The 25602-nt window shown below is 32.4% G+C and carries 20 protein-coding genes and 1 pseudogene; 17 read left to right on the top strand and 4 right to left on the bottom strand.

From position 1 onward, the window contains the following. The first annotated feature begins 24 nt into the window (after window positions 1-24). From ACIPKN_RS06135 to ACIPKN_RS06190, 12 genes are all read left to right on the top strand, one after another. A complete protein-coding gene (locus ACIPKN_RS06135; RefSeq protein WP_400934323.1) occupies window positions 25-714 on the top strand; it encodes a LuxR C-terminal-related transcriptional regulator in 690 nt (229 codons plus the stop codon). 18 nt (window positions 715-732) lie between these two features. After that, entirely contained in the window at window positions 733-1362 is a 630-nt protein-coding gene (locus ACIPKN_RS06140) for a GNAT family N-acetyltransferase (protein ID WP_400934324.1), read from the top strand. Window positions 1363-1370: 8 nt separating this feature from the next. Beyond that, on the top strand, window positions 1371-2114 hold the full coding sequence (locus ACIPKN_RS06145; protein WP_400934326.1) for an SDR family NAD(P)-dependent oxidoreductase: 744 nt from the start codon (window positions 1371-1373) through the stop codon (window positions 2112-2114). Between the two features lie 22 nt (window positions 2115-2136). Further along, entirely contained in the window at window positions 2137-3063 is a 927-nt protein-coding gene (locus ACIPKN_RS06150; protein WP_400934328.1) for an ACP S-malonyltransferase, read from the top strand. Window positions 3064-3078: 15 nt separating this feature from the next. Beyond that, window positions 3079-3981 (top strand): ACP S-malonyltransferase, encoded by a 903-nt coding sequence (locus tag ACIPKN_RS06155; RefSeq protein ID WP_400934329.1) that lies wholly within the window; start codon window positions 3079-3081, stop codon window positions 3979-3981. Between the two features lie 10 nt (window positions 3982-3991). After that, window positions 3992-5041 carry a 3-oxoacyl-ACP synthase III family protein gene (locus ACIPKN_RS06160; RefSeq protein WP_400934331.1) on the top strand — a complete coding sequence of 350 codons (1050 nt, stop codon included), beginning with the start codon at window positions 3992-3994 and terminating at the stop codon, window positions 5039-5041. Further along, window positions 5038-5184, top strand: coding sequence for a hypothetical protein (locus ACIPKN_RS06165; RefSeq protein ID WP_400934333.1), 147 nt, complete (start codon window positions 5038-5040; stop codon window positions 5182-5184). Before ACIPKN_RS06160 ends, ACIPKN_RS06165 begins: the two co-directional genes overlap by 4 nt. A 25-nt stretch (window positions 5185-5209) precedes the next feature. Next, entirely contained in the window at window positions 5210-5473 is a 264-nt protein-coding gene (locus ACIPKN_RS06170; protein WP_400934335.1) for an acyl carrier protein, read from the top strand. 75 nt (window positions 5474-5548) lie between these two features. Continuing rightward, window positions 5549-6025 (top strand): methylaspartate mutase subunit S, encoded by a 477-nt coding sequence (gene glmS, locus ACIPKN_RS06175; protein ID WP_400934337.1) that lies wholly within the window; start codon window positions 5549-5551, stop codon window positions 6023-6025. Next, a complete protein-coding gene (locus tag ACIPKN_RS06180; RefSeq protein ID WP_400934338.1) occupies window positions 5997-7433 on the top strand; it encodes a methylaspartate mutase subunit E in 1437 nt (478 codons plus the stop codon). Before glmS ends, ACIPKN_RS06180 begins: the two co-directional genes overlap by 29 nt. Before the next feature lie 21 nt (window positions 7434-7454). Then, window positions 7455-15626, top strand: a complete 8172-nt coding sequence (locus tag ACIPKN_RS06185) for an amino acid adenylation domain-containing protein (protein ID WP_400934340.1) — start codon at window positions 7455-7457, stop codon at window positions 15624-15626. A 441-nt stretch (window positions 15627-16067) separates the two neighbouring features. After that, the gene (locus ACIPKN_RS06190; RefSeq protein WP_400934342.1) at window positions 16068-16781 is read left to right on the top strand and encodes a 4'-phosphopantetheinyl transferase family protein; all 714 of its coding nucleotides are present in this window, start codon (window positions 16068-16070) and stop codon (window positions 16779-16781) included. A 283-nt stretch (window positions 16782-17064) separates the two neighbouring features. Here ACIPKN_RS06190 and ACIPKN_RS06195 read toward each other — a convergent pair. From ACIPKN_RS06195 to ACIPKN_RS06210, 4 genes and pseudogenes are all read right to left on the bottom strand, one after another. Next, window positions 17065-17203 (bottom strand): annotated as a pseudogene (locus tag ACIPKN_RS06195) (MFS transporter); the annotation flags it as partial. Window positions 17204-17412: 209 nt separating this feature from the next. Then, window positions 17413-18069 carry a GAP family protein gene (locus ACIPKN_RS06200; protein ID WP_400934344.1) on the bottom strand — a complete coding sequence of 219 codons (657 nt, stop codon included), beginning with the start codon at window positions 18067-18069 and terminating at the stop codon, window positions 17413-17415. 34 nt (window positions 18070-18103) lie between these two features. Next, window positions 18104-18841 (bottom strand): MerR family transcriptional regulator, encoded by a 738-nt coding sequence (locus tag ACIPKN_RS06205; protein ID WP_400934346.1) that lies wholly within the window; start codon window positions 18839-18841, stop codon window positions 18104-18106. 23 nt (window positions 18842-18864) lie between these two features. Next, on the bottom strand, window positions 18865-19017 hold the full coding sequence (locus ACIPKN_RS06210) for a hypothetical protein (RefSeq protein ID WP_248718195.1): 153 nt from the start codon (window positions 19015-19017) through the stop codon (window positions 18865-18867). Window positions 19018-19174: 157 nt separating this feature from the next. On the opposite strand from ACIPKN_RS06210, the gene ACIPKN_RS06215 reads away from it, so the two are divergent. The 5 genes from ACIPKN_RS06215 to ACIPKN_RS06235 all read left to right on the top strand — a co-directional run bounded on the left by ACIPKN_RS06215 (window position 19175) and on the right by ACIPKN_RS06235 (window position 25601). Next, window positions 19175-19840, top strand: coding sequence for a DUF4097 family beta strand repeat-containing protein (locus tag ACIPKN_RS06215; RefSeq protein WP_400934347.1), 666 nt, complete (start codon window positions 19175-19177; stop codon window positions 19838-19840). Between the two features lie 297 nt (window positions 19841-20137). Then, a complete protein-coding gene (locus ACIPKN_RS06220; protein ID WP_400934349.1) occupies window positions 20138-20857 on the top strand; it encodes an ABC transporter ATP-binding protein in 720 nt (239 codons plus the stop codon). Next, window positions 20826-23279 carry an ABC transporter permease gene (locus ACIPKN_RS06225; RefSeq protein ID WP_400934350.1) on the top strand — a complete coding sequence of 818 codons (2454 nt, stop codon included), beginning with the start codon at window positions 20826-20828 and terminating at the stop codon, window positions 23277-23279. Before ACIPKN_RS06220 ends, ACIPKN_RS06225 begins: the two co-directional genes overlap by 32 nt. 608 nt (window positions 23280-23887) lie before the next feature. Then, window positions 23888-24841, top strand: a complete 954-nt coding sequence (locus tag ACIPKN_RS06230; protein ID WP_400934352.1) for an ABC transporter ATP-binding protein — start codon at window positions 23888-23890, stop codon at window positions 24839-24841. After that, the gene (locus tag ACIPKN_RS06235; protein ID WP_400934354.1) at window positions 24822-25601 is read left to right on the top strand and encodes an ABC transporter permease; all 780 of its coding nucleotides are present in this window, start codon (window positions 24822-24824) and stop codon (window positions 25599-25601) included. Before ACIPKN_RS06230 ends, ACIPKN_RS06235 begins: the two co-directional genes overlap by 20 nt. Window position 25602 lies beyond the last annotated feature (1 nt).

Below are 25602 nucleotides of genomic sequence, written 5' to 3' on the forward strand. Positions count from 1 at the left end.
AGACTAACAATTACTGGAGGAAATATGATAAGGCCATTAAAAATAGCGATAATTGATAGAAACTTGTCACTGGTTAACCAAACGCATTTGTATCTTAAATCCTGTAATTTAAAAATCGATGTTCAATATAGTTTGTATGATGATGACCAGATATATGAACTCAATAATCTAGACAAAATAAAACTTGATTTAATTATAATGAGTAATACTAATTTGTCTGCATTAAAAATGTTAAGAGGGTTCTTAAAACAACAGCATATAGCCAATGGTAAAGATAAGCCAAATGTGATTATCTTTGATGATACTGTAGTTAATATCGAAAGGATCCATTTAATGTGGGAATTTTCTAACAGCATAATCTTAAATAGACAAAAGGAAGACTTACTATTAGCTATACAAACAGTCTCTAGCGGGGGGTTTTATTATTCTAAAGAATTTTCTGATTATAATGAAAATAGAGGCTATTTCAGAAGGAATGCGAACAAAATGCCATTAACCAAAACTGAAATTTCTGTAGTTAAAGAATTAATAAGAGATAAGACAAATCAAGAGATTGCAAATACTCTCTATATGAGTCGAAGAACAGTAGAATATCATATTACTTCTTGTATTCAGAAATTTGAGGTTAACTCGAGAGTAGGTTTAGCTGTAAAAGCACTTTTTCTTATTGAAGGGGAATCATATGACTCATTAATAAATGAGTTAGTGAAGTAAAAAAGGGGGACGCTTTCATTGAAAGGATTAATGGTTTCTTTAGTGCCATTTGAAGAAGATGATGTAGAGCTAATTTATAAATGGAGACAATCAGACCTAACTAGTACTTTAATGAGCGGTTCACTAGATTTTGTATCGCTAAATGAAATGAAGGAACAAATGAAGCAAGATAAAACTAGATATGTGGGAGTAAAAACTAATGCCGGTAGAAAAATAGGCTTTGTTTCTTGGCACGAGGTAAAAACACAAGGGAATTATCAAATTGGCGGCACGATAGGAGACCCATCTATCTGGGATGAAGGTTATGGTGTCGAGGCAACTAAATTAATAATGGATTATTTATTTCATTTTAAAAACGCCCACAGACTGCAATTTATAACAGGTTTATATAATACAAGAACAATTAGTATGTTAATGAAGCATTCAACTCAAATTGAAGGCATATTGAGGGACTACTATTTCTTAGACGGTAAATATCATGATGCTGTTATTTGTTCAGTTCTTCGCGATGAGTATTATGAATATTACGAAGAGAACCCTGAATTCTACTACAATATTTTTGATCCAAAGAAATTAGAGGAGACAAAAGAAAAGTTTAGGAGATATTACGAAAATCAAAGAAGTCTCTTTTCGAATTTAGGAGTGTGAAATATAAATTGAAGGGTAAAATTGCTGTAGTTACTGGGGGATCCCAAGGCATTGGTAGAGCAATCGCCATTAGGTTAGCTGAATTAGGTTCCAAAGTTATAATAACTTATCTTAACAATCATATTGAAGCAAATAAGACTGTAGAAGAAATTAATAATAAATATCAAGCTGGTTCAAAAGCTCTACAGTTGGATGTTAGAGATTATAAAAGTGTTGAAGAGGTTTTTAGTCAAATAATAAAAGATTATGGAACAATTGATATTTTAGTCAACAATGCTGCTGTAAGCGCAGAAAGAGCATTAGCGATTAACAGTCTAGATAATTGGGCTGATATTCTATCAACAAATATTATGGGTACTATTAATTGTATTAAAGCAGTTTCTTTACATATGCTTCTGGAGAGAAAGGGGAGCATTACTAATATTTCCTCTGTAGCTGGAATTAAAGGTCTACCCAAATTAAGCAGTTATTCAGCTAGTAAGGCTGGCATCATAGGACTTACGAGATCCTTAAGTAAAGAATTTGCAAGTTACAATGTAAGAATAAATGTTGTTGCACCGGGATATATAGCAGGTACTAGGATGTTTAATCAAATAGAAGAAAAAGACTTATTGGAATACAAAAAACAAATTGATTTAAATAGATTTGGCCAACCAGAAGAAATTGCAAAAGCGGTATGTTTTATTTGTTCAGATGATGCCAGTTACATAACTGGACATACACTAGTTGTTGATGGTGGCTTGTCAATTTAATAAGGGATGGTGAATATCTTAAATGGTAAAAAAAGCACTAATATTACCTCCGCAAATGACCATACGTACTGGTCATCTGAAAGAATATTATGAACAGTTTGAAGAAGTACAACAATATTTTGAAAAAGCAAGTGCAATATTAGGAATTAATTTATATAAGTCATTTTTTTCTGAAGACGAAAAATTAATAAATGAAAGCTATATCGGCAGATGTGGAATTGTCTCAATCACTTGTGGATTATTACAAAAACTCAATATTGATTTGAATGAATACTCATTTATTTCCGGTCCGAGTCTAGGTAGTATTACTTCTGGTTACATTAGTGGAGCTTATAGCTTTGAGACAGCTTTAAAGATGATTGTAGCTATGGTTAATAGTGAGAAATCTGTTTATTCAGATGATAAGTATGGCAATTATATGTTCTATAACATTAGGCAAGAAGAATTATTAAAAATAGTTGAAGAAATGAATGATCAAGGTTATTATGTTGCACCTTGTATGTATACAGCGGATAATCAAATGATAATTACTGGAGAATTGACTGGCTTAGAAAAAATGGGATGGAAAGTATTAAAGAGTGGAGGATTGGGTGTGCATATTCCTTATAGCCCGCCTGCACATTCTTCTATGATGAATAGAGTGCGAGATATCTTTAAACAAAAGTTTATGGATATCAATGATTTTAAAGATCCGATTATTCCGAATATTTGTAACAATACCGCGCAACCCTTATTAAAAGGTGAACAAATTAAAGAATCATTAACTGAGCAATATGTTCTACCTGTCAGATGGACAGATATTCTACATTTGCTAAAGAAAGAAGAGATTAAACAATTAGACATCATTGGGCCAGGGAAATTTTTGGTTAAATCGATGGAGTATACAGATATTTCCTTTGATATTGAAAGTTATTTAGATATAAATGATTTTCAATTCGCTAGAAGTTAAAAATGGAGGACTATAATGAGTAAATCAGTCTTTTTATTTCCAGGTATGGCTAAATCGAGGTTTAGTGATTTTGAAGAATTGATAGGAAATTCCGAAATTTCTCAGTCGTTATATATGAAAGCAGAAGAATGTCTTAATTATCCATTACTTAAAAGTTTCTTAAGTGGGGACAAGTCAATCGTTACTGAGCGATGTGCTTTTTTCGTTAACACGCTTACTTTGCTTTATGAATTACAAAAGAGCAATAAAGATTTGCATCCTGAATATGTGATTGGTTCGAGTTTTGGGATAATTGCAGCAGGTGTTTATCTAGGTAGTCTAAACTTTCAAGAAGCTCTTAAAATAGTGAGAGACACTGCAATTGTGGAAGATGAATATTTGAGAAATATGGACAAGGAATATTGTACCCATTTTATATACAAGTATTCACTTGAAGATTTAGAAAACCTCATACAAAAATTTAGGTCTGAAGGAAAATGGATTGAAATATCTGTTTATATATCAGATGAGCTTATAGGTATAGGATCTACTGTAGAGACCATTAATGAACTTAAACGAATAATTAAGATTCAAGGGAAAAGTACATCTATATACACTACAGAGCTAAGTCATACAAGTAATCTCAAAGAGTTGAGAAATTTGTTAGACAAAGAGGTTTACTCAGGGTATGAATTTTCAGAATTATCGAAACCATTCGTTTCAGATTTAGATGCAAGCAGTATCACATGTGGAGAAGGCTTGAAAGAGGAAATGCTTAAAAGTGTAGACACACCCGTTAAATTTACACTTGTTCACAAAAAAATGTTAGATGACAAGATTAAAGATATCTATGTGATTGGTCCTAGTAGCTTCTTTGGAGCCATTTTAAAGAAGGATTTTAAAGTTATAAACATTGATCCTTTGAATTTTAAATTATAATGGGAGGTTTATGATGATTGAGACTACAATTAAGCAAAGCAAACAAGTGAACACTTTAATCCGACCAATTGGGATTCTATCTTCTGGAATGTACGTTCCTAAAAATGAGGTGTCTAATAATGATTTGAGTGAAAGTTTAGATACCTCAGATGAGTGGATTGTAACTAGAACAGGGATTAAAACGAGAAGGTTTGTGGATGAATCTGAGGCAACATCGGATCTATGTATTGCTGCAGCCAAGGAGGCAATCGAAAATGCTAGTATTTCACCAGAGGAAATTGATGCAATTATTATTGCCTCATTTACTCCAGATCAAATATTACCTTCAACCTCTGTAATTGTTAAAGATGCCCTGGGTATTAAAAATGCTATTACTTTAGATTTAAATCAAGCTGCTTGTGCGGGTGGGATTTATGGCTTGTTTTTAGGAACCCATTTACTTCAAAACCCTTCTATTAATAATGTACTCGTTATAGGTGCAGAGTCATTATCTAAGTACACAAACCCACTTGATAGAACAACACGTGTGTTTTTTGGGGATGCTGCAGGAGCAATTATTTTGAATTACAAAGAAGATGGCTATAATTTAATGTCTTGGAATTTAGATTCAGAACTCTCATATAAAGTAGAGATTCCAGCAGGGGGATCGAGAAAGCCTACAAGTTTCAGGACTGTAGATAATAACGAGCACTATATTAAGATGGATGGAAGAACAGTATGGGAAATGGCTACTAAGTACTTACCAAATTCAATTCGTTCTGTTATTAATGATATGGATTTAAGTCCAGATGATATAGATCATTATATTATTCATCAAGCTAATTTAAATATTATAAAAGAGGTTTTAAAAGAACTTAATCAACCTGAGTATAAGACTACAATTAATATTGATAAGTACGGCAATACAGGTGCGGCAACGGTATTAACGGTATTACATCAAGCATTAGCAAACAATACTCTATCTAGGGATGAATCAATTGTTATTGGAGGTATAGGGGCCGGCTTTATCTGGGGGGCATTGGGATTTAGAAAATCGAATACAAGGGAGGCTACAATGTGAACCACCTACTAAAAATTAAAAATGAGACTAGTGATAATTCAATTGAAATTGATGATTATTTAGTTGAAATTGATGATTATTTAGTTGAGGAAGATTGTTCATTATTTGTACCGGATTCGCCCTTTAGTATACTTATTGGTTAACAAATATTTTTAGGAGGAAAGTAAAATGGATGAATTAATTAAAGAGAAGATTATAGAATTGTTTGCTGAAGTATATGAAGTAAACCTTAAAGAGGATATTGATAGTGATACCGTTTTATTCGGGCCAGATTCACCATACAAATTAGATTCTATGGATGTTCTAAGGATCATTTCTATTTTAAAAGATGAATACAGGCTAGAAATTAACGCAATGCAAATTACTAATTTTAACACTATGAATAAAATGGTGGACTTTATTAACATGTCCATGCCAAAAGAAACTAGCTGAAAATCCATATAAATATTATTAATTTGCCTCTTGTCTAGTTCAGGCAGGAGGTATTATGTTAGGAGGATTATATACATGAATACTATTACTATTGTTATGGGAGTAATTGGTCAGGATTGTCACTCTGTAGGGAACAAGATCCTGCATTTTGCGTTCAAGGAAAAGGGTTTCACAGTTCATAACCTAGGTGTACAGTGTTCACAAGAAGATTTCATCAATACTGCGAAGGAAGTAAAGGCGGATGCAATTGTAGTATCTTCATTATATGGTCATGCTGAACTAGATTGTAGGGGATTTTCTAGAAATTGTCTTAAAAATGGATTAAATAATGTATTACTTTATATTGGAGGAAATTTAAGCATTGGTAAAAGTGAATGGGAAACTGTAGAAAGAAAGTTTTTGAAAATGGGATTTAACAGAGTTTTTAGCCCAGCAGATGACTTAGAATGGGCAATAGATTCTATTTATAATGATATTTCTCTAAGGAAAGTTAACGATCTTACTTTAGATATGGGGAATAAAGATGCAAGTCAAAAACGTAAAGTTAACTAAAGATCAATTTTATCAGACAAGAAAACAAGTATTGGATAGTTGGCCTACAGGTAAATCAATTAAGTTAGATGAAGCTTATCAATATTTAAGTAGCTTGCCTGAGCATAAATACTTCTCAAAAATATTAGATGATGCTAAAAGGAACAATAAATTATTGCTTCAACCTCGAGGTGGGGTAGCTACACTTCGGGGACAGAAGACCTTATTGGAAGGTTTTATTGAAGCTGGCGCAGATTTAATGCCTGTGACTATTGATAGTTACACAAGACAAAATGAATACCTTAAAAGTGAGAAAGGTTTAAGTGAGAGCTTAAGCAAAAAAAGCTCGGTTTTAAATGGCTTCCCAGCAGTTAACCACGGGTTAAAAGGGTGTAGGGAATTGAACGACTCAATCTCAAAACCATTACAGGCGAGGCACGGTTCTCCAGATGGTAGACTTCTAGCAGAGATTATACACGCTTCTGGATGGACTTCTAATGAGGGGGGAGGCATTTCTTATAATATTCCTTATTCTAAGAAAGTTAGCTTAGAAAAAAGTATATCCGATTGGCAATACTGTGATAGGTTGATAGGTATTTATGAAGAAATGGGCATTTCATTGAATAGAGAACCATTTGGACCTTTAACAGGTACACTGGTACCACCGAGTATATCAAATTCAATAGCCATAATAGAGGGGCTATTAGCAGCAGAACAAGGTGTAAAGAATATAAGCCTAGGATATGGTAGCGTTGGACATATTGTACAGGACATTGCTGCGATGATTTCATTACGTACTCAAGCAATTGATATATTCAAGAAGTATGGATACACTGTAAACCTGTCAACAGTGTATCATCAATGGATGGGCAATTTTCCACGAGAAGAATCAGCTGCTTATTCAGTGATAAACTTAGGTTCTCTTACAGCTGTTCTTTCTGCTGCAAATAAAATGATATTAAAAACACCGCATGAGGCGGAAGGAATACCTACCTTAGAGGCAAATATGGATGGAATAAGAACTTCTGAACATATGGTGAAGATGATTAGTAGTCAAATTGGCAGTATAAAAATTGACGTATCTGATGAAGTCACAATTATAAATGAGGAAACAAATCTAATTATAGATAAAGTCCTGGAAATTGGAAATGGAGACCTTGCACAAGGAACCATTAAATCTTTTGCTAACGGTGTATTAGATATTCCGTTCGCACCAAGTATCTATAATCAAGGAAGTGTTATCCCAATAAGAGATCATTTAGGGGCAGTCAGGATATTAGAGTTTGGCAACTTGCCATTCAACGCTCATATTAAAAATCTCCATAGGGAAAAGATAAACAAACGAGTGAAAATGGAAAATAGAAAAGCCAATCATAAAATGGTAGTGAGCGACATCTTTTCGATTTCGAATGGGAGTTTTTTTAAATAGAATATTGCATGAGGTGATAAAGTGTTAATTGCAAAGAAAGATTTTATATTTGTAAGTAACCAAAAAATTGATTTAACTAAAACAGTTATTGATTCTTTTGAAGAACAAGTAATCAAGCACCCAAATAAGATAGCCGTTCGCTTTATGGATGAAACTATCACTTATAAAGATATAAACAGTAAAGCAAACCAAATAGCAAATCTATTAAAGAATGAAAGAATGAATGTAGAAGAACCGGTGGCAATATGCTTTGATAAATCAATTACAATGATTATAGCAATCATAGGTATTATTAAAGCAGGTGGATATTATGTACCTTTAGACCCGTCATTACCTGTGGACCGTCTAACAAAAATAGTAGATCAAGTAAATCCCAATTTTTTGTTAACTGACAATAAAAATGGAAGCAAGTTTGAGAAAGCTTGTGTAACTAGTATTCATAATTTAGAGATATTAGATTATGATCGATACGGTGAAATGAACGTATCAAAAGAATATACGATTGATAATTTGATTTATACTATTTTTACATCGGGCACCACAGGAGAACCTAAAGGTGTTCAGGTTGAGCATAAAAATGTTTTGAATCATCTACAAGGAATTCTTCATTATATGGAGGTCAACAAGCCGTTAAATTATACGTTGTTAACTACAATTGCTGCAGACTTATCTGTAACGCCTATTTTTGCATCATTAACTACAGGTGGCTCACTTCATGTTATACCAGAGAGTATGATAACGGATTCTGTGATGTTGAGCAGTTATTGTAGGGTGCACGACATTCATTGTATTAAGTTAGTGCCGTCTCATATGGAAGCTCTTTTACACGGACAAAATACATCAATGTTTATACCAGAATACATAATTTTAGGCGGGGAACAATTAAAGTGGAGTCTTGTAGATAAAATTAAAGAAACTAACGCTGCATGTAAAATTTTTAACCACTATGGACCAACTGAAGTTACTGTAGGTGTAATGGCAAATGATGTAGATAGAATAGAACGAAAAGGCAATGTAATTCCATTAGGTCAACCTTACGGCCGCTCAACTATTTTGTTATTAGACGAATATATGAATCCTGTAGAAAAGGGTAGAGTCGGTGAAATTTATATTACTGGTTTGGGGATTACCCGAGGGTATTACAAGAACGATTCATTAACTGCTTCAAAATATAAACAAAATTGTTTTCAAGAAGGTAAAAATGAGTCGATTTTATATAAAACCGGTGATTTAGCAAGGGTAGATGATAATGATCAATTAGAATTCATAAGTAGGGTAGATCATCAAGTTAAAATCCGAGGTTTCAGAGTTGAATTAAATGAAATACAAGCTCAAATTGATAAGATCAGTTCAATACAAGATAGTGCAGTTGTTTCAAGGATTAATAAGAATAATGAAACGATAATCCGAGCAGTAATTGTCTTTAAAAATCAAGGTCAAGGAAATTTGGATGAAGTAAAAGAAATACTCTCTAAAAAGCTACCTAATTATATGCTTCCTCAGGAATACTTAACACTGGAGTCTCTACCACTTAATAAAAATGGTAAGGTTGATAGGCAGTATTTGACCAATTATGTAATTTCTAATTTGGAAATTACAAAAAAAGTCAAGATGAATGAGGTTGAGCGTAAAATCTATTCACTTTGGAAGGAGATTTTAGATGTCAATAGCATACCTATTGATACATCATTCTTTGAAATAGGGGGAAATTCTTTAAATGCAGTAAAATTATTAGGTGCGATTGAGGAAACTTTCGATATTAATATTAATATAAGTGACATTTTTGAGATGAAAACTATTAAAAAGCTTGCTGAGCTAATCGGAAAAAGGGAGAAAAAAAGTAGAAATTATGTAATAAGTAAGACGAACGAGAAAAGGTTAGCAGCTTCTTCGCAACAAACAAGACTATGGTTTTGGGATAAAACGGAAATGAGCGATTATTTATACAACATACCATATAAATTAAAGTTGAAAGGCAAAATTGATTCAAGTAAACTCCAGGATTCTATAAAAGTGTTATGCAATAAACATGAAATATTAAGAACTAGAATTTTTGAGTCAGATGGTACTGCTTTGCAAGAAGTCGTAAACAATCTTGACACGACGCCTTTTCAATTTGTTGATTTGGAAAAAGACTCAACAAACTTAGAAGCTATCTTAATTGAAAAATCTAAAAGAAAGTTCGATTTGTCTAAAGCCCCTCTTTTTGAAGTTAACCTATATAAATTAGGTACTGATAACTATCTACTATTTCTTAACTTTCATCATATTATATTTGATGATTGGTCTTTCAATATTTTCATCGATGATTTATTTACAATTTACAATTCACTACAAACTGATAGGGAAAATAAAATAGAAGCCAATAATATTTTTCAATATAAAGATTATACGCTATGGCACAAGAAATATTTACAGCATAATGAAGCTGAATTAATTAATTATTGGAAAGATTTATTGAAAGGACAGCTAGATAAAGTTAAATTTACAAGCCATAGAGTTAATTCAGATAGTAATTTCCAGGGTGATTTTTTTAGTTTTATACTTCCTCAAAAGCAGGTCGATATAATAAATCGAATTACAAAAGAAACAGGCACAACCAAGTTTATGGTACTAATGAGTGTGTTTCAAGTTTTGCTTTATAAATATACAAAGCAAAAAGATTTGATTGTTGGTGCGCCAGTTGCAGGAAGGCCTAACCGTAATTTTGAAAATGTACTGGGGTTTTTTGTGAACACATTACCTTGGAGGTCAGAACTCGATGACAATTTAACATACAGAGACCTTCTATATCATATTCAAAAGCAAAGTATAAGTAACTTAAAAAATGCTGATTTGCCTTTTGAAAAGATAGTTAATGAGGTTAGAGAAGGCATTGATCAGAGCTTTACTCCAATAATTAATATAATGATGGCACTCCAAAATACTCCTAAATATAATAAAAAGCACTTTGATTTCATTAAAGGTGTACCTGAAAAAGTTAACAATAATACATCTAAGTATGACCTTACATTGTTTTTCGAGGAAGATGAGCATGCTATATCTGGGAGATGGGAATATAAATCAGACATTTTTACCGAAGATATGATTTATCAATTTACCAATCACTTCCAGGGGATATTAAATAATATCCAAATAAGTACTTTGGACAGTAAAATAGGCGATATTAATATGCTTAATAAGAATGAAATAGAATGCTTGTTGAATAAGGGAAGTGTGATAAGAATCCCTCAAAATGTAGGATTGCATAATTTATTTGAGGAGCAAGCATCAAAAACTCCACATAATATAGCTGTTACATTTGGTGATAAGAATATTACCTATGAGGAGCTAGAAAAAAAGTCTACATGTCTAAGTAAACTGTTAAAAAACAGGGGTATTGGACGAAATGATGTAGTTGCTATTAAAATTGAACGTTCACTTGATATGATAATAGGGTTAATAGGCATTTTAAAAGCAGGTGGGGCTTATTTGCCAATAGATAATAGTATGCCAGCAGATAGGGTTCATGAAATAATAGAAGACTCAAAAGCAAAATTATTACTGCTATCAGGATGTAAGGAAAGTGATGTAGTTGACACAAATACCTCCATACTTGATATTAAACAACTAAACTTAGATGCATCTTTTGAGCTTGGTGGCTGCAAAGAAGGCGAGGTAAAACCTACAGACCTAATTTCAGTTTATTATACATCTGGTTCGACCGGGAAACCGAAAGGCGTTGCTAATAATCATAGAGGCTGGATTAATAGAATGTTATGGATGCAAAATTATCATAATTTGCAACCTGATGAAACTGTCCTACAAAAAACAACATTATCTTTTGATGATGCGGCAGTTGAAATATTTTGGCCATTAATTGTAGGAGCAAGAGTAGCACTAATGAAACCGGAAGAACATAAAGATCCGCACTCTATTATTGAAGATGCTATAAAATATAATGTTTCAATATTGCATTTTGTACCGAGTATGTTAAAACCTTTCATAGATTTAATTAGTGAAGAAGAAACATTAAAACTTAAGAATTTACGAGCAATTATATCTAGTGGAGAGGCGTTATCATCATCTTTAGTTAAAGAGCTATTCAAAAAAATGGACGTTAGGTTATTTAACTCGTGGGGAGCTACGGAGGTTTCTATTGATTCCACTTGTTATGAATGTACATCTCAAGACGGTCATAAAAAAGGAATTGTTTCAGTAGGCAAACCAATAAATAATAATTACATCTATGTACTTGATAAAAAGATGAAACCTGTTCCCTATGGTGTTACCGGAGACCTGTATATAGGAGGTATCGGATTAGCAAATGGATATTTACATGATATAGAAAAAACAAATAAGAGCTTCATTAAAAATCCATACAGTATAGATGAGACAATCTATCGTACAGGTGACCAGGGATATTTAGATATTGATGGTAATTTAATGTTTACCGGCAGAGAAGATTCGCAAGTCAAAGTGAGAGGTATGCGTGTAGAATTGGGTGAGATTGAAAACTCACTCAAGGAGTTTGATAAAATAAAAGATGCAGTTGTTCATTTCGATAAATCAAATCAAAAAAATGCGCTAGTTGGATATGTCATTGCGAATTCTCAGTTGGAAAACAATTATTTATATAATTTTCTAAGTAAGAAGCTTCCTGATTATATGATCCCTCAATATATAGTGTACTTAAACGCGTTCCCAATTAATAAAAACGGGAAATTAGATTATCAAGCTTTGCCTAAACCAAATAAGGAAAACATTCTCAGCCCTGCTGGTTATGTGTCACCAAGTAATAAAACAGAAAAAGACATATCAGATATTTGGGAAGAAGCGTTATGCTTAGAAGATATAGGGGTAGAAAGCAATTTCTTTAAGATAGGTGGACACTCTTTATTAGGTGTCAAGATTATTTCTAAAATCAATAAAGCTTTTGAAACAGAGTTAAGACTTAGAGATATATTCGAAACTCCAACTATTAGGGAACTTGCGTCAAAGATTGATAACGAAATTATCAATAACAAAGAAGTTATTGATAAAAATGACAACGACTTTCAACCATTGTCTTCTGCTCAAGAAGGGATATGGTTCTTATATCAACTTCATCCAGAGGATTATAATTATCATTTACCTTATTCATTAAAAATAAATGGCAAATTAAACATCGATTTATTGATTGAAAGTGTTACAAAGATTATTAAGGATAATGAAATATTAAGAGCTAATTTTAGAGTAAATAATGGTAAGCCATACACGTTGATTAAAAATATAGAAAAAGTAGACTTTGAAGTCGAACAATTTGATGAACATTGCGATAAAGATAGCTTTAGCAAGAATAAATTAAATGAGATTTTGTCCAAACCATTTAATTTAGAGACGGATATGCCTTATAGAGTCAAGTTATTAAAGTTTAGTGACACAGAATATCTCCTTTTAATAGTTTTCCATCATATAGTTATTGATGGTCTTTCAGTAGAATATTTCGAGAGCGAACTGTTTGAAAATTATAATCAATTAAAACTAGGGAATAAATTAACCTATAAGAAACCATGCTCTTATACTGAGTACGCAAGAGAGCAGGTTCGTTTTACTAATTCTTCATTCTATAAAAAGCAACTTGAATATTGGAAGGCAAATTTAAGTGGAAACTTAATGAAGACCAAATTTCCCATCGATGAGTATAATACTATTCATAACAACCATAGTACACAGCTTGATTATACGTTCTCAACTAAATCTTATAATAATATGAAAGAGATCAGTAAACAGCAGGCGACATCACACTTCACAACAATTGTTTCAGCTTTAAATATACTACTTCATAGAATGAATAGACAAAATGATGTAATAATAGGAACACCAGTTATTGATCGATCAACAAAGTGGGAAAACACAATTGGATTATTTTTAAATACGTTGCCTTTAAGAACGTATATACAAAATGACCAAACCATTACTGATGTGATTGACAATATGAATAATGTAATTACAGAGATGTTTGTAAATCAAGATGTTCCTTTTGAAAAAATTGTAGAAGAAATTCAACCGTCTAGAACAATAAGTGCTAACCCAGTATTTGATATATTAGTAAACTATATAAACTATGATCGGAATTCTAATGAATTAATAGACTTGGAAGTAGAAAGAAAACAATTACATGAAACTAAGGCAAAATTCCTTATCACTTTTTATTTCATTGATAAGGGGGATTCTCTCGAATTAAAAGTAGTTTTTCAAAACAATAAAATCCATACAACACGCATGCTAGCATTTGTTGAACAACTTAATACCTTATGTGAATCATTGATTGAACAACAAAATAATAGAATAGGTTGTATTCGTTTAAGTAATATTAGTCATCATTATAATAACAACTTTAATTATAATGAAAATCTTCATGAGACCTTCTTAAATACTTTAAAGGGCTCCATAGAAGCGAACTTAAAATCAGCTGCCATTGAAGAACAAAATAGAGTTTGGACATATAAGGATGTACTAGATTATACAAATGAATTTACAAAAGTATTGCGCGAATTAAATCTAACAGAGGGAGATAGAATAGCCATTTATGGAAAGAGCTCTTTTAACTATATAACTAGTATTATCAGTATGCTAATGAATGGTTATGTATTTGTTCCTATTAATGTAGGCACACCAATCAATAGAGTTAATACTATTTTAGATGAGGCTAATGTAAAATTATTTATTGACTTTGATAATTTAATGTCTTCTATACAAAGAAATAAAATAAATGCACAGTACCTATCACCAGATATCTCTATTTCTAAAGAGAGTGGCCGTGTAAATGAGCTAATAATTAATCCATTAGTTAGAAATGATTCCGAAGCTTATGTTTATTTCACATCTGGATCAACGGGTAAGCCGAAAGGTATTATCGGTAATCAGAAAGGTTTAAATCATTTTTTATGTTGGCAAAAAAGTGAATTTAATATTAAGCCTAACGATAGGTTTGCTCAATTTACGAATCCTGCTTTTGATGTATATTTGCGGGATGTATTTCTACCTTTAATAAGTGGAGCTACCCTTTGTTTACCGAATTCCTATGAAGATGTCATCGAGTGGTTAATGAATAACAAAATCACGGTCATTCATGCTGTCCCTTCATTACTAAATAGGTGGATTGTATCTAATAAAGTAAAAAGCTTGGATGTTAGGCTGACATTCTTTGCAGGCGAACCTCTTAGTTACAAATTAGTTGAACAATGGAAAAATGTTATTTCAAAAGAAAGCGAAATTGTCAATTTATATGGTCCCTCTGAAACAACCTTAGCTAAATGTTTCCATAGGGTAAGGGACAATAAAGAACGCTTATCTATTGTTCCAATTGGTGAGCCTATAAAAAATACGGAAATATTAATTATCAATGATCAAAATTCTCTCTGTGCAATTAATGAACCAGGAGAGATCGTTATTAAGACTCCATATAAAAGTAGTGGTTATATTAACCACCCTAATAATACTTTTAGAAGTAACCCTTTATCCCAAAAACATGACGACTTAGTCTATTATACGGGCGATATTGGCAGATATCATCCAAGTGGATTTATAGAATATTTGGGTAGAAAGGATTTTCAAGTTAAATTAAATGGAGTGAGGATTGATCTGAACGAAATTGAATATTTTCTGAATCAATATCCAGCAATTAAAAGTTCAGTAGTGATTAAAGTCAATGATAATGATAAGGAATATTTACAATCCTATGTTGTTCCGCACGAGAATGTAAATCTTGATGAGCATGAAATCAGAAGGTATTTGCTGGAAAATATTCCGGTTGCCATGGTACCAAGTAAAACTGTGTTGTTAAATGATTTACCTATTAGTGCTAATGGAAAAATAGATCGAAAAAAACTACCACAGATAAGATGGGATGAAATAGCTAGCGAGAACTTAGAGCCTTTAGAAGAGACTGAACTTCATTTAGCTAGGCTGTGGCAGAAGATTCTTCATACTAATGTTGAGATATCTAAGAATGAGGACTTCTTTGCGTTAGGGGGGCATTCATTGTTAGCTGTTCAACTACTAATAAAAATAAATGAAGTATATAACACTAATATAAAACTAATAAGTTTGTTTGAAAATCCTACAATTAAGTTAATGAGCCAATTGATTAAGAAGCACTCTCTAAATGGTGAAGATAAAGAAGCTGATAATAAGATATATAGAGCTGCCAGAGTTCCGATTAGAAAGTAAGTTCTTAGGAAGGCTAGCGATCCATTGCTGAAGTTGGCTTTTGATAATAAAATAACGCACCTCCCAGTATGCATGACAACCAGCCTTCTATCCGATGCTATTTGGATAGAAGGCTGTTAATTTGCACATGTTGCTTGAATCAACTTCGACTAAGTTTTATGTTGTTGATGAAGCGGTAAGGGAGGCAGATCATCAGTCACTTCACAAGGTATTGATAGAAGTCAATGCCGTTTGCTTTTGCTGTTTCTGTTAAACTTAAACAGAATCGGCACCTGCTTTGCTCAAGTAGATCACCTAGTATCGCCGTCTACGCTATATTTTGTCCGAAGAAAAACTAGTAATTCACGCAATAGCGAAAGTGCCATCAAAGATATATCATAATATGAAGGAAACAAAAATAAGTGAAGAAATTGATAGCGGAAGGAGGAGATCAGTATTAGCTTGCTTTCTAAAAATGAATGTCACATTTGGTGGGCTAAATTAGATACATATGGAAAGGATTGCAATAACTTGAGTGAAGAGGAACTACAAAGAATAAGGAGACTAAGATTTAAAAAGGATAAAGACAATGCAGTAGTTACCTTTACCTTCTTAAGGGACATACTAGCTCTATATACTGCAGACTCTCCAAAAAATATAAAAATTAATAGGGATTGTAAGACGTGTGGTGAGCCCCATGGTAAGCCTTATCTAACTGGAAAGAATCAGAAGATTAAATTTAATGTGTCGCACACATGTAAATACGTAGTAATTGGCGTAAGTCTAGATGAGATAGGAATTGATATAGAAAATTTAAATCAAAATAAAGATTTTGATTTTCTATTTAATACATTATCAGATAATGAAAAGAAAACAATTACTAAAGCTAATAAGACTATGGCTCTTTTAAAATATTGGACACGAAAGGAATCCGTTGTGAAAGCATTGGGTATTGGATTGAATATTGACTTAACTAAGTTAGAAGTTTCTGATTGGGATAAACAACCCTATATTATTAACTTTCCAAATAAACCTCAACTTCAACATCAAATGGTGGATTTTCAAATTGAAGATATGATTGGAAGTGTCACATTTTTAAACTGTGAGAAAAAAACCATATCCATATACAGTTCAGAAGAGGTATTAAAGTTAGACGGTGTTACCGTCCCGGATTAGTGCATCCCGTTAAATAGGAGAGAATAAATAAGTACTATTCATCAACTTGGGTTCTATATTGTAAGGGCTCAGGTTGTTTCATTTAATTTAAAACCCCTAGTGATTAGACAATCGGATATAGTATCATGACGGAAAGAAATCGGAGCGACGGAAGGAACAGCCGAAGTGATGGATAGAATCGTCAAAGTCGTGGATAGAGTGGCCAAAGTCGTGGATAGAACAGCCAAAATCGTGGATAGCCCCGACAAAGCGGCGGTAAGAAGAGTCAGAGTGACGGAAAGGCTGGCATTCAAGTAAATTGCCATATTAGGTGTTCCAATCGTAAGCAGCAGTCCTGCAATGGCTGGACCGGTTATGAAAGCGCCAGAATCAAGTAAGCTTCGAAGCGAGTTAAAACGTTTTCTTTGTTCAATTGGTATTAACCCAATGGTAATGCCTCCACCGAAAATTGTTATCCCATACATGTATTCGAGCGAAACTAAACAGCCGTCACCGGTCAAATCCCGGCAATTGGCTGTTTAGATGTTTTTTTATTCCTATATTGAAAACGGGGAGCAGTCCACAGGTCAATGCTCTTTTTATTTCTACTCCCCATAGCGGAACTTATCAACTAGGCTGGGGATTCACTTGATTATAGATAATCTAGAGTGTTAAAAATTAATATTAACCCAACAATGCACATTATCCAAGATAGTGCGGAATTTGAAGTGTTTGATAGTTTATGATGAAGATTAACTAATTTAGAATTTATCCAACTTCCAAATAACTTATATCCTAAAAAGATAAGTAATGCTGGTAAAACCATAATAATGTTATATGTGGCGATAATTGGCAACCATTGATAAGTAGGTATATTATTTGTTGTTAACAAACCAATAGCAGCAAAATACGGAAAAGCTGCACTTGCCTCAATTAAAAAAGTTGTAATACCAATAAATATAATTGAGGATATACTTTGAGTTTTAGGTTTGGGAATATTATTTTTTTTATTTGTAGGGATAAAAAAGCTACCCACAAATAAAATAACCCCTACTATAAAAATAATCCAACTAAATACTTTATTTTGAAATATGTTAGAGAAGGTTTCAATAATATAATTTAACCCTAACATCATTGCTACACCTAATGAGAAATACAATAGTGCAACTGTAAATAGATATAAAAATAATCTTGAAGTTAAATTTCTTTTATTTGTTAAAATAAGGTATAGTGTAACGCCCACTATTGTAGGACTTAATGTGTCTAATAGCGCTAAGCCACCTATATAAACCAAAATATCTGTTCCCATATATTCCTCCACATCGATAGATAATGATAAAAAACTATGACCTCTTAGCGGTGTAATGAATATAAGCTTTTTCCATAAAATTGAGGACCTCTTGATCAATAGGATAAAGGTTATGTTTTTTTGACTCCTCAGGTGTCATTCTAATTTTCCAAAGGGTATCTAAAAAAGCATCTTCATCACCAAAATCTTCACTTCTTTTTTCATCCATCCTTTTTATAATATTTTGTATGCGTGTAGCACTATAACCAAGGTGCATATGTTTTTTTAATTGACCAAGTAGAGCAATCCACTCTAAAGAATCAGGATCACTACTTGTCATATTCGGTAGTCTATATAGTACTTCAGTGTTTTTAATATTTAATTCATCTCTATTATGAGCTAGAATATCTTTTGAATCCCTAGTATATAAACTCATAATTTTTTGAATTCTAAATTCCTCTCCTTCAATTGCTATCCCATTTATTAGTTCTCTTAAATTAAATTCTATATTTGAGAGTCGGTCCTTTTCATTTATTACATAAGATAGTTGTTTCATTAGACTAATGGACCAGTCCCATTCTTCAGACTCTAACATAATTTTGATTTCACTTAATTGAAAGCCTATCGTTTTTAAGAATTGTATTTGCTGTAATTTTTTTAACTCTGTATTTGAGTATAATCTGTGACCTCCTTGAGTTTTTGATGCAGGTTTTAGCAGTTCTATCTGGTCATAATATCTTAAGGTTCTAACGGACACACCACTCATCTTTTTAACTTCATTAATATGTAACAATTTTATTCCTACTTCCTTATTCTTTATTCTTTATTCGTCGTATTGAAAAATAGAGATTTAAATAAGTAACCTACTCCCAGGCCAATAAGCACCCCAATAATAGCATTACCAAATTGGAAAGCTATACCTGCTCCAATAATAACGCAAGCATAGATAATAATATCTTCTTTTTTCAAAAGAAATTTCCTCCTTCTATAGATAATAATGTAAAAGGTATAGTTCCAGTATAAAAGATGACGCGAGGTCACTTTCAACTAATTTAAACATTATACTGCGTAAAGATTGAAAATGACCTTGCGTCATTTTGTATAATTGGCATAAGGAGGAAATTTTATGTTGAAAAAATCTGCTTTAATTTTGTTTTTAGTAGTAATCGTTCTTGCAGGGTGTTCATCAGGGGAAAAGGAGGTAAGTGTTAATAAAGAGTCGATAGAAGAGGTTGAGGAAATTGTTATAAATTTTGCAAGTACCGATGTTAATTTCCTGCCAAGCGAAAACGGTGAATTAGAAACCTATCTAACGGCTTATGATAACGGACCAGGTGTTACATTAGATAAGTCTTCAAAACGGTTATCAATTGATCTAGGTAATGATATTAGACGCTTAATCAATTACAAAAAAAACCCTACTTTAGAGGTTAGAATTCCTCATCAATTTAAGGGGAAAATAATTTTGGATGGATCCTCTGGCAATGTTTCTGGACAGGATCTTGTTCAAAATAATATTGACATACGATCTAGCAGTGGCGATATTAAACTCCACTTTAAAGAATTAAATGGTGACGTAGAACTTTCAACTACAAGTGGCAATGCCTCAGTAACTTTTGATGAAAAGCAACCCAATCTAAATTTGGAAATCGCTACAAACAGCGGAAGACAATCCATAAACCTGTCCCTAAGCGAAAAAACACAAACAAAGAAAGGTTTAAAAGGTTCCTCAGGTAATGGAGAAAATAAAATGAAAATTGAAACTAAATCAGGAAGTGTAAATTTGAACTGATAAATTAACGTAAATAAAGTGTCTCTCCCATACTTTTTATTTAAATAATTTTTTAAAAAATAATTATGATCAATGATACGTATACTAAGTATTTACAAGTAAATAAAGAAGTAGGGATTCACATGATGGTTAAATTTACAATATTGTGTGCTTTGTATTACAAAGATATGAATGACTATGAAATCATTACGGAATTTAATGAACTAGTTACAAAAAATCAACGGCCTTTAAATTCCTGTCAATGTTAGTGAAAAAATGAAGATTTTTATTATTTGAGTTTAAAGGAGAGATACAAGTATGATTTCAGTTGATCGAGTATTTAAATCTTTTGAACAAGGTAATCAAAAGATAGAAGTGCTAAAAGGTATTGACCTCTCTGTAAAGGAAGGTGAATTTATAGCAATAATGGGACCTAGTGGTTCGGGTAAAAGTACGCTATTACAACTATTAGGTGGTTTAGATAGACCATCCTCTGGTCAGGTGAAAATACAAGGAAAAGATTTTTCTGGATTAACTGAGAAGCAAAGAACTATCGTAAGGAGAAAAAATATCGGATTCATTTTTCAGAATTACCAATTATTACCTACGTTAACTGTAGAAGAAAATGTTGGTTTTCCACTTCATGCAGATGGTAGGAAAAACAAAAACATCAAAGAGAAAATAAGAAACATTATAAAAGAAGTTGGTTTAGAAGGTTTTGAAAAGAAGCCTCCTAATCTGTTAAGCGGAGGACAACAGCAAAGGGTATCTATAGCAAGGGCTTTGATCCACGAGCCCAAAATATTATTAGCTGATGAACCAACGGGAAACCTAGATAGGAAACGAGCTAAAGAAATACTGGATCTATTAGCTAAATTTAACAAACAAAGAAAACAGTCAATTATTATGGTAACTCACGATATCTTCGCAGCTGGTTACGCGGATAAAATTATTTTGTTCAAGGATGGATTAATTGAAACCGAAGTAACTAGGGAGGATCATGGCTATGCTGAATATTTGGCTAGTTTCTTGGCGTAACTTAACAAAAAATAAAAAAAGGTTTTTCTTTACACTCATTGCAGTAATACTTGGTATCTTCTTAACAACTAGTATGTTGGTGGCTAATAACACTATTAAAGGTACATTTAAGTATTATCAAGAAATCTACGCAGGGAATGCTGATTATTGGATATTAAGCAAAAATTATTCTTTCTCAGAAGATGAAGTAAAAGCAATAAAGCAGCGGGATATTGTAATAGATAGCTTAAGTGTCCTTGATAAACAAGCATTGGTGGAAATAGATCAACCTCAAGCTCCGGCTGAAACTTCAGTTAGAATAACTGGTGTCAGTGATATAGAAAGTAATCTTTTAAAGCTCCCATTAATAAAAGGGAGTTTGAAAGGTAAGGGTATAATTATACCCGAGAATGCAGCTAAACTATGGGGTAAAGATATAGGAGACACTTTGACATTTAAAGGGTTGGGTAAAATTGAAGTAACGGGGATTGTTGGCTTTACATCTTGGCTCGCCAGTCCTAGTAATTGGAATGACGCTAAAGGTAGATCATTTAGAGTTATGATGGATTTAGAAACACTTCAAGACTGGACTAACCTAGATAATCAAATAAGTTATATACGACTCCAGCATAAAGATCGTGATAATGAAAATTGGTTATCGACTTATCAAGAATTATTACGAGGGACACCCCTTTATGTTCAACCTGTTGTTATTGATGATTTAAGAAATAATGACGTTGAAGGTCTATACTCTGTCTTTTATCTCGTATGTATTCTCTCTCTTTTTATAAGTTCCTTCATAATATTTAATATGATTTATTCAAGTGTAATTGAACGAAAAAAAGAATTTTCTGTTATGAAGAGTCTTGGATATACAAATTTTGACGTATTTAAACTTGTATTGATTGAAGTCTTTTTACTTTCGCTCTTAGGTACTGCTATTGCATTGCCAACTGGTGTTTTATTCGCAGATTTGTTTGTAGAAATGCTTTTAGGAATCTTTCAAGATACTATGGTTTACACGCTAGATTGGAAAAGCGCAACAATTTTATCTGCATTAATCGGAATCTTATTTCCAATAATAATTTCTGGAATACCTATGTATATTGCATTTAAAACTCCTATAGTAAACGCAATGCGAAATACAAATAAAACGCCTAGGTTTAGAGTAGAAATTCTTAGGTATTTATTGGGGCTTATACTCATATTACTAAGCTTTGTTGACAGTTATTTGGGGTATATTTTCTTATTATTTGGAGTGGTATTAATATATCCATTGGTGATGAGGACCCTTGCAAAAATTCTTACACCAATGATAGAAGAAATGCTTGGCTATCCAGGGAAATTATCTGTCAGTAACATAAAAGTTAATACTAATCGAAACGCTAATACATCAGCGATGTTGGCAATAAGTATTGCGGTAGTAATTTTTTTAGGTTCAGCTTTAGAATCAATCCCTTCTGGATTTGAAAAGGAGATTCGCCGGACTTTTGGAGGGGATATTCAAGTACAGTTTGAAGAACCAGTAAATGAGGAAATTATTAATAAGGTAAGGAGTTACGCTGGTGTAGAAGGGGTTGAATGGTTCAGAGAAACAATGGTGACCTGGAAAACAGTTGAAGGTGAGTATAGAGAATTCTATATTATGAGTACGCCATCTAAAAATACTGAAGAATATCAACTCTTCGAAGACCCAGGCATTAATCTTCCATCCAACTCTATACTTTTAGGTGAAAGAGCGTTTGATGAATGGGGTGGGAAAGTGAATGATTACATTACTATTAATACCCCTTCAGGTACAAGAGAATATCAGGTAGTAGGGAAAGTTAATACTTCTCAAGATGGAGGATATGTTGGATTTATATCTGAAAATGAGTTTAAAGAAGGTTTTAATTGGGATGTAATTAATACAATTATGATAAATACCAGTGTTTCTGGGGATCCTTATACATTGCGCGAAAAATTAAACTTAAATTTTGCAACTTCAATTTCTACCGTTACATTAGTAGAAGATCAAATTAAATCTTCGCAAAGTTCTTTTGATGGAATGAATGAAGTTATGCAATTTTTATTGATAATTGTGATTGCTCTTTCTAGTATAGGTATAAGTAATACATTATTGATGAATACGATGGAAAGAGTGGGGGAAATTGGTACCATTCGTGCGATTGGATTTACTACTAAACAAGTCAGAACAATGATTATAGGAGAAGGTTTTGTGGTAGGTGTGGCAGGAATAATTATGGGGGTTTTATTGGGCATATTTGTAGTATATTTAAACTCTATCTCAAACTTATCTGCAATGCATATGCCATTTATTATCCCGTGGGGAAACGTAGTTTTGGCAATTACTGCAGGGATACTCCTAACTCTAATTGCCTCAATTATACCATCCCACATTGCTGCAAAGGTTAATCTTCTAAGTGCATTAAAAGAAAATTAAATAATGATATGGTTCCCCTATGGAAGACAGAAAAGAAAGTAAATTAATCTGTCTACTATAGGGGATTGTTTATGGGAAAGAAGCACGAAACTTAAAACGTACGTTGTAAAAGAAAACTTTTAGATCTGCACCTAAAATGTGATGCAATGTGAAAGAGATAAGGAAGCTTATCTTGTTTAAGAGAGTTGCCATAGCAGAGATTTACAAGCTTTAAAACCTAATGAGAAAGGGCGTTACAGGACTTATTTATTGGGTCTTTGATGCGGAGAGACTATATCTTTCAGGTATTGAGCATTTTACATACTAATGAGTTGAGTAGTAACAAAAATGACTTAAAATTAATGATGACTCAATACGTAGGAATGCAAAAATAAAACATAATGGTAATTCTTCTGCATAAATCACTAGAGCTTTCAACATTAAATGAAACAACCTGAGCCCTTACAATATAGAACTCTTATTAATGAATGATGTTTCCTATTTAATTGCAAAACAAGAGGGTTTCCTTTTAATTTACACATAAACGGAGTTACATTGCGTAATATACAGATGTTTTATAACAACTTCCTTTATATGATGATAATAGAACTTCAAAATAAGGAGGTCTTATGAAAATTATTTACGATATAAAAAATGTAACTAAAAAATATCCCTCGCGCAATATTACTGCTAACCAGGAGATTAATCTAGAGATTTATGAGGGAGAAATAATTGCACTTTTAGGACCAAATGGTGCAGGTAAGTCGACACTTATAAAGCAAATGATGGGACTAATTAAATCTACAAGTGGGAGTATACATTTATTTGGTGAGGACATACAAGCAAACAGTAAGTTTATTACTGAAAATGTATCATACTATGCTCAGGATCCGCACGCAATAACTTCATTGCGAGTATGGGAATCAGTTTATTTTTCCAGTAGATTAAAAGGATTAAATAAAGCTTCTGCCACCATAGAGGCAGATAGACTTATCGAACAAATAGGCTTAGAAAAATATAAAAATGATTACATTAAAAATCTCTCAGGAGGACAAAAGCGTTTAATAAGTGTTGCCCTAACATTAACAGGTAATCCTAAAGTCCTTATATTTGATGAGCCAACAAATGAATTAGATCCAGTTAAAAGGAAAAAGGTGTGGGAGATAATAACTGATAAAAATAAAGAAGGAGCTACTATAATTTTAGTTACACATAATGTATTGGAAGCAGAACAGGTAGTTGATAGAGTAGCAATTATAAACGAAGGAAAGATTGTAGCTTTAGATGGAATAAAACAACTTAAACATAGGATAGATCAACGAATGAGATTAGATTTATCAACTAATGATAGCTTAATAACTAATAAGTTATATACTTCATTTAGTGAAAAGGGACCCCAAAGAATAACGGATCATAAATTAAGATTATTGATTCAAAAAGATGAAGTAGTTAGTATTGTTAAAAAACTTGCTAACTTAAACGAGAAATTGGATTTCGATTTTTCACTTGTTCCTCCCACTTTGGAAGATGTTTATCTTCGTTTCGAAGGGGGTGAAAAAATTAGTGAATCAATTGGAATATAAACAAAAGAAAATGAGTGTAGGCCAATGGCTGACTGATTTATGGATTTTGGTTAGAATACAGTATGCAAATGTTAGAGAACAATGGATTTTAATAATTATTTTAGCATCTTTATTTCCATTAACAACTTTAATGTTACTTCATTTTTTTGTGGAGAATCCAACAAATGAAATGATATTAAGGATTGTAACTGGAAATATGGTTTTTGCCTTAATAATAACTGGCATTAATCTGCTTGCTCAAGATTTATCATGGCAAAAACACCGAGGACATTTTGTTTTTTATGCTACTTTACCTATTAGTAAGATAACTTTTATTTACGCAAATCTGATTAAAGGGATAATTACAAGTCTTCCTTCCTTCTTGATATTAGCAATGATAGGTGAAATGATTTATGACCTAAACTGGAGCTTTCATTGGTTTATAATTCCTCTGATTTTCTTGAGTATTTTGAGTATAGTGGGTTTTGGAGTTTTTATTGGATTTTGGTCGCCAAGCCCACAAGTAACTAATATTGTTTTACCTAGTTTAATGATGTTTTTAGGTTTTTTAACACCTGTTCTAATTGATAGTTCGCAACTACCTAAAGTGTTATATTGGCTGTCCTTAATTTTCCCAACAACTTACGTTGCTGAAGCACTGAGAGAGCTATTAATTAGCGGGCTTACTAAAGGAGTAATAATTAACTCAGTAATATTAATCATTTTTACTGTTGTTTCATATTGCTTAATATTAAAAAACATAAAATGGAGAATTGAATAGC

The organism is Lysinibacillus sp. NPDC086135, from assembly GCF_044746345.1.
Taxonomy (GTDB): domain Bacteria; phylum Bacillota; class Bacilli; order Bacillales_A; family Planococcaceae; genus Lysinibacillus.

What these genes read in the sequence shown, in the direction of transcription:
- ACIPKN_RS06160 (WP_400934331.1), top strand. Translation starts at nt 3,992, where the DNA reads ATGATGATTGAGACTACAATTAAGCAAAGCAAACAAGTGAACACTTTA.
- ACIPKN_RS06225 (WP_400934350.1), top strand. Translation starts at nt 20,826, where the DNA reads ATGCTGAATATTTGGCTAGTTTCTTGGCGTAACTTAACAAAAAATAAA.
- ACIPKN_RS06135 (WP_400934323.1), top strand. Translation starts at nt 25, where the DNA reads ATGATAAGGCCATTAAAAATAGCGATAATTGATAGAAACTTGTCACTG.
- ACIPKN_RS06200 (WP_400934344.1), bottom strand. Translation starts at nt 18,069, where the DNA reads ATGGGAACAGATATTTTGGTTTATATAGGTGGCTTAGCGCTATTAGAC.
- ACIPKN_RS06150 (WP_400934328.1), top strand. Translation starts at nt 2,137, where the DNA reads ATGGTAAAAAAAGCACTAATATTACCTCCGCAAATGACCATACGTACT.
- glmS (WP_400934337.1), top strand. Translation starts at nt 5,549, where the DNA reads ATGAATACTATTACTATTGTTATGGGAGTAATTGGTCAGGATTGTCAC.
- ACIPKN_RS06180 (WP_400934338.1), top strand. Translation starts at nt 5,997, where the DNA reads ATGCAAGTCAAAAACGTAAAGTTAACTAAAGATCAATTTTATCAGACA.
- ACIPKN_RS06215 (WP_400934347.1), top strand. Translation starts at nt 19,175, where the DNA reads ATGTTGAAAAAATCTGCTTTAATTTTGTTTTTAGTAGTAATCGTTCTT.
- ACIPKN_RS06155 (WP_400934329.1), top strand. Translation starts at nt 3,079, where the DNA reads ATGAGTAAATCAGTCTTTTTATTTCCAGGTATGGCTAAATCGAGGTTT.
- ACIPKN_RS06170 (WP_400934335.1), top strand. Translation starts at nt 5,210, where the DNA reads ATGGATGAATTAATTAAAGAGAAGATTATAGAATTGTTTGCTGAAGTA.
- ACIPKN_RS06220 (WP_400934349.1), top strand. Translation starts at nt 20,138, where the DNA reads ATGATTTCAGTTGATCGAGTATTTAAATCTTTTGAACAAGGTAATCAA.
- ACIPKN_RS06230 (WP_400934352.1), top strand. Translation starts at nt 23,888, where the DNA reads ATGAAAATTATTTACGATATAAAAAATGTAACTAAAAAATATCCCTCG.